Source organism: Candidatus Chlorohelix allophototropha (assembly GCF_030389965.1).
GTDB lineage: Bacteria > Chloroflexota > Chloroflexia > Chloroheliales > Chloroheliaceae > Chlorohelix > Chlorohelix allophototropha.
Genome location: NZ_CP128400.1, coordinates 1,182,422 through 1,194,487, shown reverse-complemented (window position 1 = coordinate 1,194,487; position 12,066 = coordinate 1,182,422). Strand labels below are relative to the sequence as shown.

Sequence of the window (12,066 nt, the reverse complement as noted above, 5' to 3'; positions counted from 1 at the left end):
ATGAGCATCTCTGATGCTTACAACCGTGACCGATCAAAGGCGAGTTCAGATACTTCTACCACGCCTAATCGCTCCTCGAATAATTCAAAAAAAGGTGCGGACATTTCGCTTGAGTCTGAGGTGATTTTGCTGAGGCAGCGACTTGCCGAATATGAGGCAGAACTGCGGTCATTACATCTTCAGAATGAGCAATTGAGAGAACGTTTAAGCAATAGCCACGTAAGTGAAAAAGAACGGGCTGAATTCATTTCAAATGTAGCCCATGAACTTCGCAGCCCCCTCACCTCTATCAAAGGTTATGTGGATTTATTATTAGAAGGTGAAGCCGGAGACCTGACCGAATTACAAAATGAATTTTTATGCGTGGTAGGTGCGAATAATGAAAAACTCGCTCGTATAATAAGCGATTTGCTGGATGTTTCGCGTCTCGAATCGGGACGATTAAGCTTTAACCCCGGTCCTCGTAGCCTACGTGAGATTGCAGAACAAGCAATTGAAGCTACCAAAGCGCAGTTTGAAGCAAAATCTATTAATTTTGTGATTGAATTACCTGTAGCTTTAACCCGACACGGGGTTCTGGAAGTTAACGTTGACCCGGACAGATTGATTCAAGCTATCAAAGTATTGCTTAGCAACTCGACGCGCTATACCCCCAATGGAGGTACAGTAAAGTTTAGTGTTCAAGCGGATGAAGCCGATATGCAGGCTATAATCAGCATTACTGATCAAAGTCCTCCTATCAACCAACATGAGATTCCCGCTCTTTTCACTAAATTCTGGCAATCCGAAAATCCAGCATGGAGAGAAACAGGTAGCCCCGGATTAAGTTTAGCGCTTGTAAAGGCAATCGCCGAAATGCACGACGGTAATGTTAGTGTTGTACCCAACCCTGCCGGAACCAATACCTTCACTATAACATTGCCGCTCCTGATTACACCACAACCACACAAAGTTACAGAACTTACCGGAAATATCGAGGTACAGCACGCCGTACTGGTAATAACCCAAAACCCTATGTTTGCTAAATTTGCGGAAGAGGTGCTGTCGGATAGTGGATTTCAGGTGGTTGTAACAGAAGATTACTCGGTAATATCGTCTCCTATGCCTGCTTGGATTCCTGATTTAATCCTTGCAGATGGAAATGCCATAATTTCTGAGAATAAAAATCCGGTAATTGGAAGTGTGCCGTTATTACAGGTGTCGCTTTCGGAATTGGAAATGATGGTGTTGGCAGAAGGAGCAGTTGCCGTACTACCCTATCCTGCTTCAGATAGCGCCACTCTCGAATATATTTTGCAAATTATCGGCACTGAAGTACCGGAGGTTTTAGCTGAATCCTATCGAGCTACCGAGACTATCTTATTGGTTAGCCAAGTTAGTTCAAATCTTCGAAACCTTGACAAGTTGTTACGAGATGCAGGCTTTACTAAAGTATATCGTGCAACTATGGAATATGATGCACTGGCGTTAGCACGTAGATACCGCCCCTCTTTCATGTTGGTGGATTTAAATAATGGGAAAAAAGTAAGCGGGGCTTTATTCGAAGCACTAAACGAAGACCCATTACTTAGGAAAACTCTCTCATTGATATTTGTGCCACCCGATTATATAATGCAAACGGTAGTTCCGGATTACCAACCCGGTACATCTAATGTTGAAAAGTTTGACTCGAAGACTTATACCAATCACGTGCCTAAGCCTTTTTTGCGCCGACGCTTTTTAAGTCTCGCTAAGAGATTAGTTGGCAAAAGTTGACAAACGTCTCCAGTTTTCTTACACGTCGTTGGAGTATTCAATGAAGGTTCTTATCGCAGAAGACGAGAAAGATATAAGGCGCTTGATCAGTTTTACGTTGGAGAGAGCGGGCTTTGAAATTGTGGAAGCCGTAGATGGCAAACAAGCGATAGAAATGGCAAAGCTACACAATCCTAATTTGATTCTTTTGGACGTTATGATGCCTTATATGGATGGTTATGAAGTTTGCCGCCGTTTACGCTCCGAACCAGCCACTACCAATACCCCTGTACTTTTCCTCTCCGCCAAGGGGCAACACCACGAAATCGGTGAGGGCTTAAGCGCGGGTGCAACTGATTATATTGTAAAACCCTTCACGCCCCGTGAGTTAGTGGCTAAAGTAAAAGAACTTACCGGGACGGGTTAGCCCGGATAAAAGAAGTGCAAAAAAATTTTATATTCCTCTTTCTGGATGGGGTGGGTCTTGGAACAGATTCACCAGAAAATCCGCTTGCTCATAAAGAAGCAACTCCTTTTTTAAATGGCTTGTTAGGCAGTAAACCTCTAAGCGGTTATGAAGCTGATTATACCAATCTGCTGTTCAAATCAATTGATGCTCAATTGGGGATACCGGGTTTACCACAAAGCGCTACCGGACAAGCCGCTCTATACACCGGACAGAATGCACCCGCTTATCTTGGTAGACATATGACCGGCTTCGCCAATGGTTCGTTACGAGTTTTGATAGAAGAAAGCGGGATTTTTAAACAGGCGAAAGCGATCGGTGCAAAACCTACGCATGCCAACCTCTACTCTCAAGGCTATTTTCGGGCAGTGGAACAGCGCCGAATCCGTTATTCGGTTGGCACTTTGGTAGGGCTTACTGCCGGAGTGCCTTTTCGTATGCCCGAAGACTATGAAAGAGGTGAAGCAGTTTTCTGGGATATTACCGGAGAGCGAATGCCAGACCGAGAAGTACATATAAGCCCGATTGCGGCTACCGAAGCAGGAAAACGGCTGGCTAATATCGGAGGCAACCACAATCTTACGCTTTTTGAATGTTATCTACCGGATTTTGCAGGGCATAGTCAGAATATGGAGTTATCGCTCTCCGTATTGCAATTGATTGATCGATTTCTAAATAGTGTTATTCAAAATCTTTCCGGCGATACCACATTATTAGTAACAAGCGATCATGGTAATGTTGAGGATTTATCGACTAAAGGGCATACCTATAACCCCGTGCCGCTATTGGTAGTGGGACCTGATGCAGGTAAGTTCCGTGCTGTAAAAGATATTACCGGATTAACGCCTAAAATTATCGAATTATTGGGTGAATGAACGAGTTTAAATCTCCAAATTGAGAGTTTCGCCACTTCTGAAGATCTGCTGGTTATCTTTACCCCGAAAAAGAGTGACACTTTGCCTGCCCATTACAGACCACTCCCAGCCATTATCTTTGCGACTACGTACCAAAGCGGTATCTTCATCTATGCCAAGTTGCAACACTCCGAGAGGTGCATTAGAAATAATAGCTGTAAAAAGCGTAGGATTAACAAAACTATGCAAGCGATCAAAGTGGGGATATGTAACCAACGAGGGTTCTACGTTGAGCGCATTCATCCATTCCGGTGATTGTCCCTTAAAAGCAGAGCGCATATTGAGAGTGAAACCTCCAAACGCCATCGCTCCAGCGCTACAACCTGCCAACACTGCCCCTTGGCGATGTCGGTCTAATATAATTTCCCATGCAGGTGTATCCAGCAGGGTATCCACTAAATACATCGGGTTGCCGCCGGAAAAATAATAGAAATCGGCATCACGGAGTTTATGTAAAATTTCCGGTCGGGTAGTATCTTCGCGTTTGATAATCATAGCAGGCTCAACTTTAGCCCCTATTTTTACGAAATGCTCTACGCCCAACTGAGACCAACGGGCTGGCATTCCGGCTTCAAGACCACTAGCAGTAGGAATTAAAACAACCTTAGCTTTTTGGGGATTACCCAAAGTATTAAGCAAAAATCGGTCGGTTTCTTCCATCACGGGCAAATATTCCCCAGACCCAACCAGCGCTAACGCACCTGCAGTCATACCAGTTTCCATCTTTCTCTCTTGTTTTTAATCAGCTACAGCAAGGAACTGTTCATAGAGTTCAAATTTAATTACCCTATTATCGCAGGAATTGTCATATATTGGCAACATGGAGAATTTCCCGATTCATCCTTCCACAACGTTTCTAGCAGGTAGATTTTATACGAGGTTAATCTTTAGAATCGTACTAATAAAGATTAGGGCGTTTTTTAAGAAATGTCTCAAAATATACGTTATTTGTAGACTAGAATTAGCCTTACTGCAAATAAACAAATTGTAACAGCCTTTCAGGCGACTGTAACTTAACTATAACCATTGCTTGCTAAAATCAAACTAAGCTATAAGCAAATTTTATCATAGGTCAAGGTATTATTAGTTGAACGCTCTATCTATGTTACTAGATAATCAATACAAAATAAAAACTGCAATCCACGAAACTGCTGAAGTTTCAGATGAAGCATTTATCGGTATAGGAACCCAAATTTGGCACCAATGCCAAATAAACTCAGGGGTTGCCATTGGCAATAATTGTGTTATCGGTAAAGGCGTTTTTATAGATCATAAGGTTCTGATTGGCGATAATGTCAAAATTCAGAATCGCACTTCAATTTTTCTTGAAGTTATTATTGAGAATGATGTACATATCGGACCGCACGTTTGCTTCAGCAACGGTAAAAAAATTCTATTAGGAAAAACCAATAATAATAATCAACCAACCTTAGTTAAGGTGGGAGCCGCTATAGGAACAGGCACAATTATTACGCCCGGTGTAGTAATTGGAGCATATTCAATTGTAGAGGCAGGTTCGGTTGTCACTCAAAATATACCCGATTATGCCTTTTTTCAAGGCAATCCTGCCACTCTAGGAGGTTATATTTGTCAGTGTAACCGAACACTAGTCCTCAAAGAGGAAGCCATCTGGATTTGTGCGGGTTGCGGCAAGCAATATAATTTTTAGTCGCACTTTATCAAACTAGCTAAGCTTTAATCATTCCCCAACGCTTAGCCAGTTTCAATGCTCTTTTCTCCCCTACAATCGAAATAAAGAAAACCGGTAAGCAAGCGAGCCACCAGAAAACATAAGCTACCAACGCTACGGTAGCATGGAAGATCAACCAGCCCTTGCGTTCTCGTATCCGCAAATGCCAACGCCTTGCTCCAAGTACAGTCAGACTCATCGAAGCAGTTGGCACAAGTCCGGTTATAGCAAAGAACCAAAACAAAGGACGAGGGGTGTTTTTCACATCGTAGGTTAAGCCACCCACCTTGATCAGTTTTGGAGTTATTGCCCCAAAATAGGCGGATATAGCTAAATCCATACCGAAAGCAATCGCGGATAGTGTGAAACGCCGTTTATCACTTAAACGTCTAGAGGCATTAATACGCCCTGCACGTTTACAATCAATCAACACGTAGGTATAAATCGCCAGTGTAAGCAAACTTAACAACGACATCAAGCGCATGCTCCAATGAAAACCCTTTTCCACTTCCGATTCATTATGTAAATTAGCAGATTCAGAAACTTCCCATGGCTGTACTGCCATTGGCAACCTCTCTTCTAAGACAATCACGTTATTAGTTGTAAAAAAGTATCTTTTCGTGTTTACTCACTAATGCGAATATTCAGTTTGGTCAACGATTGCTAGAATAACATATGTCAATACTTGCTGCCGTAACGTGGAATTCACTTTTTGCACAAATAATTACTTTTTTAAGAAGATGGAGAAAGCATTGACCGGAAAATATCCTGAAATCAATATATTCGATAAAGTTCAAGTTATACTCGCAAGTGGTTCTCCGCGCCGCCGTGAACTTCTGAGCAGGTTGCTTCCAGCCGATAATTTTCACATCATAGTCTCTGAAGTAGATGAAGCCTTGCACCAAGACGAAGATTATCTAGACTACGTAAAACGGTTGGCATTATCTAAAGCAATTGCCGGCGGAAAACTCTGGTTTGAAAAAAATGAAGAGGCTGGCAGAGATATACTGGTTATCGGTGCCGATACTATTGTAGTATTGGATAATGTAGTTTTTGGCAAACCGCGCGATGCAGCACAAGCCGGGAATTTTCTGGAAAGCTTGAGTGGGCGAACTCATCTGGTAATCACCGGATTTGCCGTAATCACTATGAACCGACAAAAAGGAATAGAGCGTCAAGAGGTAAGCCATACTGTGAGTGAGGTAGAATTTCGTAATATAAGCGCCGCTGAGATAAACTGGTATGTAGCAACTGGTGAACCGGCAGATAAAGCGGGCGCATACGCGATACAGGGCTACGGAGGCGCGTTAATCGCAGCGGTACGGGGTGATTATTACAATGTAGTAGGATTGCCTTTAGGTCCGCTTATAGAGCAGCTCAGAAAGTTTTGAAATTAATCAGAACTTTCGCTTAGAACAGTAGAAAGAAAAATGTACCAAAACAAGGGGCTTAAGCCCCTTGCCTGAAAACCGTTCTGAAACCGAAATCAACTTGGCACAAACCAAAAGACCTGTTCTACGGCGCGAGTTCCCAAAAACTGGCGCATAATTTGACCACTAGGGCTTACCACCACCACCGAACCATCCGAACCGCGCCGAGAAGTGGCAATAAATGAACCATCCGCCGACCAAGCGGGACAACTACCCCCTGCTACAGTGCCAAGAGTTGAGCCGTCCAATTTGATAATCATAGTATCGTTACTATCCCAGTAAGCCAGTTGCTGCCCGGTTGGTGATAGCGCCGCGCAGTTCATTTTATCGCTGATAGCCGAACCGATTACACCGGGAGCAGTCAGAACACCTGCCAATTCTCGTTCCTCGCCGGGAATGTTTTGCCAGATTAGCAGCAGCGCGTTATTTGCGCCGGGCAACCACAGTGTTTTCTCCAGAGCAAAACCGCGCGGTTGACCGTAGAGCATGCGGGGAATACCACCGGCAACGCTTGCTACCCCTACATAGGAAAACCTATCTGCAAAAGTTAGGTTGCGCCCATCACTCGACCAGTTGATATACTGTACGGCGCTGCCCCCGGTTGGATAAGCTGCCCCATCGTTGGCAGGGTAAGGCGGTAACTGATTGCTGTAGAATAGTATATTCTCGCGCCGATCCGCGATACTCATAATCGCCAAAGCGTTATCATAGGGCACCAACATGCGAGGGGCATTGTAATAGGGATTCGCGGTTGGTGAAGTGCGGGTTTCAGGGGTAGCCGAACGCTGAGGCTTGATAATTGGAAATGGTGTAGCGTTTACTTGCGAAATAGACTTGACCGGAGTGGTAGTTACGTCCGGCGTTCCGGCGGGCAAGCTAGATTTGGTAGTAGCTCCAGTTGGCGAGGTGGTAGCAGAACTTTGCAAGGGTACATACTCAACCACCTCAAGGCGACGTGCGTGGGTAGCATAGGCTAACTGCCGCCCATCCGGTGACCATGCAAAACCGAAACCACTGGCAAGACGCTGCGGAGGAATCTGCTGGCTAGTTCCATCAAGGCGGGGTGAATTTGCAACGGGCAGTTGGGTATCAATCAGATAAATTTCCCCATCGGTAGTAAGCGATTGGGGCAAATTGCCATTAGACGGGCGAGTGGCTACTATCATATCAAAAGCGAGGTAACGCCCATCCGGCGACCATGCCGCAGTATTCAAAGTTTGAGATAGTGGATCGGGGCGGTATAGCGAAAGTTTGCGACCCGCTAGGTCGAACAGAGCTAAGCCATCGCGCAAGTCCATCACCGCTACCTTATCATGCAAAGGCGACCAGTAAACCTTATCAGCAGTAATAGTGCCGCTCTGGGTTAACTGCCTTCGATTACCGCCACGTTCGTCTGAAACCCAAAGATCGCCCGCTTGCAAATAGCCCATTTGCGCGGTAGCCAGCAACGTTGGTTGAATTTGCCCGAATCCCTGACTGTCTTCAGAGGAACCGCTTGCCCGATTCTCAATAGGGGTAGGATTCGCGGGCTTTATTGCACTAGATGTTGTCGTTACTGGTAAGGCGGGTTGAGCGGTAATCAGCGACGGTTTGGTGGGTGGAATTATCGGTGAAACATTCGGCATTTGACGTTCTATCGGAGTAACCGGAGGGGGCGTTGGTAGCTCGGAGCCACAAGCGCTCAGCACTAAACCGGCTACAGTCGCCCATAGCACCGTCCAGATGGCAAGTTTGACTCTTTTCGGTGGTTTCACTATGATTAATCCTTAGCGAGGTTGTATAATTACGGTTTTTTAGTTATGTCTATCTGACATTATACAATACTCTGTCTAGAGGGTAGTAGGTTAGACAATTAAAACCTGCTGATAACCGGGAGATACATTTGTTACTCTACCAAATCATCGTCACAGCGCCTATAGTATATATGCTATTGGTGTTGGTGGTAAACTTCTTTACCTTACGTGCGCTGGGTTCTTACGGCTACAACAGACGTTTTTCGGCAGCGGATGCTGCGCTGATTTCGGTGTTGGTTCCAGCGCGAAATGAAGCCGGAAATATTGCGCGTTGTATTCGCTCTTTGCTGAATCAGGATTATCCCAACCTTGAAATTATTGTGCTGGATGACGGCAGCGATGATGCTACCGTAGCAATCCTTGAGAGCATTGCCCGTGAAGATTTTTCTCACCGTTTACGTCTTGTTAGTGGGCAGGAATTACCGGAAGGGTGGCTTGGCAAAAACTGGGCATGTTACCAGCTTTATCATTATGCCGAAGGGGATTATCTGCTTTTCACCGATGCAGATACTGTTCACGGAGTACGCTCAGTTTCCAGCGCAATTTCGGCGCTTGAAAAAAACGAGGCGGATTTTCTAAGCATTTTCCCACGACAGGAAACTGATTCATTAGCCGAGCGTCTGGCAATCCCGCTAATGATGATGTACCTGATTGGGTTATTACCTACCTGGATGGTGAGTCGTAGTCCACGCCCTTCAATCAGCGCCGCCAACGGTCAATATATGTTCTTTACCCGGAATGTTTATGAGCAAATCGGCGGACATGCGGCGGTAAAAAATATCGTGCTGGAAGATGTCATCATGGCACGACGAATCAAGCAAGCCGGATACAAAGTTATATTACCGGATGGTACCGATTCAGTCTCCTGTCGGATGTATCGCAACATCTTTGAAGTATGGCAGGGCTTTAGTAAAAATCTTTTCGCCTTTTTTAACTATAAAGTTCGGTGGTTAGGACTTTTCCTGCTATTAAATATTTTGGCGTATATAGGACCATATTTCTGGCTGTTGGCAGGTTGGGTCACGGGGCAACCGGCATCCGTAGAGTGGTTATGGCTGCCAATCGCGCAAATATTAATGACCTGGATTATCCGATTTGGGGTGTCATTGCGATTCGGTTTCAGAGTACTTGATATTATCCTGCATCCCCTCTCAATAATTTATATGGTTATTATCGGAATTAATTCGGTGCGCTGGAGAAAACGTGGTGTTCAGTGGAAAGGCAGGGTTTATTCCCCTGAAATGCATTAAAGGAGGGATTTGATGTCTGAATCCAACGAAGCCGTAGAGTCCATCAAATCGGTAGAAACGCGCATCTCTGAAGTGACCGTTTACACCTCCCAAGCGTTGGTAACACGGCGTGGCAAGGTGAGCCTGAGCGGTAGCGAAAAAGAGTTGGTAGTAAGCGATCTGCCCAGCACCATTCAAACCGAATCATTCCGAGCAGGCGGAACGGGAACAGTAGCAGTACGCTTGCTCGGAGTACGCAGCGAATATGCCTATACCACCGAGCCTGTAGGTGCAAAACTTGCCGAATTAACCCACCGCCTCGAGGAACTGGAAACTCGCAAGCAGGAAACTCAGAGCAGGCTCGATACTCTGGAAATGCAACGCAGCTTTGTTGAAAACCTTAGCCAACACACCGTCGAAGAATTTTCCAAAGGACTAGCGCGTAGCCGGGTTGGATTGGAGGAAGTGCGCAATTTGCTAGGTTTCATAGGAGAGCAACGCACTGGCTATGAAGCTACCCTGCAAAAAGAGGAATTGGCTAACCGGGAACTGGATAAACAAATCGAAGTATTACGAGCGGAGATAAACCGAATTAGTATTCCCCGTGCGCGTGAGAGCTACAAACTTGTAGTTTCAATTGAGACGGCGGGCGAAGGCGAGTTTGAACTAGAAGTCTCGTATATGGTCAGTCGCGCCGGATGGACACCGCTATACGATTTACGAGTCAGCAACGCCGGAGATAAAGTAAATCTGAGTTACCTTGCCGAAGTGCAGCAGAGCAGCGGCGAAGAGTGGCAGGGGGTGCGGCTTACCCTTTCTACCGCCAAACCCGCATTGGGAACACTCCCACCTCGCCTCAGCCCGTGGTATCTCGATAGCTATCGCCCAAGCCCACCACGCACCTTTCAGGCAATGGCTCCCCAAGCAATGGTTATGGCTGCGCCATCACCCAAGCAATTTTCTGAAGAGTCGACAGGCGCATATGCATTTGCAGATTTGGCAGAACCTTTGCCCGAATTTAAGGCGGCAAGTGTCTCCGCAGAAGTTGCCAGCGAGGGGGGCGTAGTGACCTTCCGACTCGAACGGGATAGTAACATCCCTTCAGATGGCGCACCGCACAAAACCACCATTTTCAACGAAGATTTCCCTGCTCGTATCGAATTTATCAGTATTCCCAAGTTGGTCAGCTTCGCCTATCTACAAGCAACAGTTACCAATCGAGCAGTGGGCGTTACCTTACTACCCGGTAAAGCCAACATCTTCCGCGAGAATACTTTCGTAGGCACAACCATGCTGGAAAATATCGCACCCGGTCAGGAATTCAAGCTCAATCTGGGTATTGACGAAGGCCTGAAAATTGAGCGTGAGTTGGTAGAGCGCGAAGTGGATAAGAAGTTCATCGGCGGACAGCGTCGTACCACTTTTGGATACCGCATCAGCATAACCAATTTGCGCGAACAGGAAACGACCTTGCGCCTAACTGAACAAATTCCGGTCAGCCGCAACGAGCAAATCAAGGTGCGTCTGATTAAAGCCACCCCGCAAATCCAACCCGGTGAAATGGGCGTGCTGGAATGGGTTTTGGCTCTGCAACCGCAAGCCAAACGCGAAGTGAGCTACCAATTCACGGTTGAGCATCCCACAGATTTGAATGTTACAGGCTTGAGCGTCTAAACTCATCCATTATTTGATTGCCAGCGCGTTGGGAGGCGAAGCAATACCTCCCAATTTGTTGAGCGGTGCAGAGGTAAAGAAAAACTCGTAAAACCCATCGGCGGCGCAAGCCTCTGCCAATTTCTCAAGGAAAAACATTTCACCGATTGGCATGCCCCAAAGCCCTATAATGGTTTCATGCATGAAACCGTGTATTTCGTGGCGTGGATATGCCTCGAAAGCAAGTGTATCGCCGCCTACCGCCGCAAAGTGATTGTCCCACAAGAAGCGCAACGTATCCTCGCCCTGTGCTACTCCTACCGCAGTAGGGGGCATTTGCGCCACCGTCACGCGCTGTTCATAGCTCAAGCCCAGATACCACTCGATAAAGCCAGAGCGCACCAACAATATATCGCCCGTCTGAAATGTCACCCCTTGTTCGGAGGCAGCCGCTTGCAAAGCCCCTAAAGATATTTCGTAGCGTTCGCCCGGGTTATAGTGAATATCATGCTTTGTAGCCCAGCGTCGGAAATCCACCAGAACGCCGCGCCCGGCAATACCCTTTCGCGCCATCACCTGTATTCCGTTACGTGTCCCCGCTTGCCCGGTAATCTGTTCCTCTTGCACCCCGTTGTAATAGCCATGATAGTGAGGGTTGCCGTAATGGCTAGGACTATCCCACTGGGTGGACGATTGCGTATTAAAATCGTGGTACACATCGTCATTAACCCACGCACGTTTGTGTTTAATCTGATGGCGCAACTTCTCGCGACCAAAGAAGGGCGGATCGGGCAATTCCAGTTCCCAGTTCAGGGCAAAAACGTCACCGCTACGAACCAGTTTTGCCGCTTCTACCACACGTTCGGAAGTAAGCAAATTAAGCGTGCCGAGTTCATCTTCATCACCCCAAAGCCCCCATGCAGAGCGGGGCGGTTTGCCTACTACTGCTGGAAGTTCATCAAAAGATGGCAAATTTTTCGGCATAATCGTCCCTTCTTAGGCTAAATGTTGCGCTCTCGACCGCTCCAGAAACGTTCCCAAGTTTGAATCTGACGGAAAGTATATTGCTTATCCCCGTCGATAAACGCCAAGCTATCAGGGTACAGATTTGCTCCCCCATCAAAAAAACCGATCATGCGTATGGCTTATCTTCCTCC

Annotated in this window: 12 protein-coding genes; 7 read left to right on the top strand and 5 right to left on the bottom strand. The window is 46.4% G+C overall.

The window, feature by feature from the left end; translation table 11 throughout:
• The 3 genes from OZ401_RS17755 to OZ401_RS17745 are packed head-to-tail and all read left to right on the top strand — an operon-like array spanning position 1 to position 3,075.
• Complete coding sequence (locus tag OZ401_RS17755) at positions 1-1,755, top strand: sensor histidine kinase (RefSeq protein WP_341471790.1); 1,755 nt, start codon at positions 1-3, stop codon at positions 1,753-1,755.
• Between the two features lie 40 nt (positions 1,756-1,795).
• Positions 1,796-2,161 (top strand): response regulator transcription factor, encoded by a 366-nt coding sequence (locus tag OZ401_RS17750; RefSeq protein WP_341471789.1) that lies wholly within the window; start codon positions 1,796-1,798, stop codon positions 2,159-2,161.
• A 14-nt stretch (positions 2,162-2,175) separates the two neighbouring features.
• Positions 2,176-3,075 carry a phosphoglyceromutase gene (locus OZ401_RS17745; protein WP_341471788.1) on the top strand — a complete coding sequence of 300 codons (900 nt, stop codon included), beginning with the start codon at positions 2,176-2,178 and terminating at the stop codon, positions 3,073-3,075.
• 6 nt (positions 3,076-3,081) lie between these two features.
• Here OZ401_RS17745 and OZ401_RS17740 read toward each other — a convergent pair whose 3' ends face one another.
• Positions 3,082-3,837 (bottom strand): Type 1 glutamine amidotransferase-like domain-containing protein, encoded by a 756-nt coding sequence (locus tag OZ401_RS17740; RefSeq protein ID WP_341471787.1) that lies wholly within the window; start codon positions 3,835-3,837, stop codon positions 3,082-3,084.
• Positions 3,838-4,216: 379 nt separating this feature from the next.
• Between OZ401_RS17740 and OZ401_RS17735 the strand changes: the two genes are divergently transcribed.
• Positions 4,217-4,783 (top strand): acyltransferase, encoded by a 567-nt coding sequence (locus OZ401_RS17735; RefSeq protein WP_341471786.1) that lies wholly within the window; start codon positions 4,217-4,219, stop codon positions 4,781-4,783.
• A 19-nt stretch (positions 4,784-4,802) separates the two neighbouring features.
• Here OZ401_RS17735 and OZ401_RS17730 read toward each other — a convergent pair whose 3' ends face one another.
• A complete protein-coding gene (locus OZ401_RS17730; RefSeq protein ID WP_341471785.1) occupies positions 4,803-5,369 on the bottom strand; it encodes a hypothetical protein in 567 nt (188 codons plus the stop codon).
• A 187-nt stretch (positions 5,370-5,556) separates the two neighbouring features.
• Here OZ401_RS17730 and OZ401_RS17725 point away from each other — a divergent pair, with 187 nt between their 5' ends.
• Positions 5,557-6,195, top strand: a complete 639-nt coding sequence (locus OZ401_RS17725) for a Maf family protein (protein ID WP_341471784.1) — start codon at positions 5,557-5,559, stop codon at positions 6,193-6,195.
• Between the two features lie 95 nt (positions 6,196-6,290).
• Here OZ401_RS17725 and OZ401_RS17720 read toward each other — a convergent pair whose 3' ends face one another.
• Positions 6,291-7,988: a TolB-like translocation protein gene (locus OZ401_RS17720; protein ID WP_341471783.1), complete on the bottom strand. Its 1,698-nt coding sequence runs from the start codon at positions 7,986-7,988 to the stop codon at positions 6,291-6,293.
• A gap of 128 nt (positions 7,989-8,116) precedes the next feature.
• On the opposite strand from OZ401_RS17720, the gene OZ401_RS17715 reads away from it, so the two are divergent.
• Together OZ401_RS17715 and OZ401_RS17710 are read left to right on the top strand one after the other, a co-directional pair.
• Entirely contained in the window at positions 8,117-9,277 is a 1,161-nt protein-coding gene (locus OZ401_RS17715) for a glycosyltransferase (RefSeq protein WP_341471782.1), read from the top strand.
• A 12-nt stretch (positions 9,278-9,289) separates the two neighbouring features.
• Entirely contained in the window at positions 9,290-10,930 is a 1,641-nt protein-coding gene (locus tag OZ401_RS17710) for a mucoidy inhibitor MuiA family protein (protein ID WP_341471780.1), read from the top strand.
• A gap of 9 nt (positions 10,931-10,939) precedes the next feature.
• On the opposite strand, the gene OZ401_RS17705 is transcribed toward OZ401_RS17710, so the two are convergent.
• A complete protein-coding gene (locus OZ401_RS17705) occupies positions 10,940-11,893 on the bottom strand; it encodes a cyclase family protein (RefSeq protein ID WP_341471779.1) in 954 nt (317 codons plus the stop codon).
• Between the two features lie 17 nt (positions 11,894-11,910).
• Positions 11,911-12,045 carry a hypothetical protein gene (locus tag OZ401_RS17700; protein WP_341471778.1) on the bottom strand — a complete coding sequence of 45 codons (135 nt, stop codon included), beginning with the start codon at positions 12,043-12,045 and terminating at the stop codon, positions 11,911-11,913.
• Positions 12,046-12,066 lie beyond the last annotated feature (21 nt).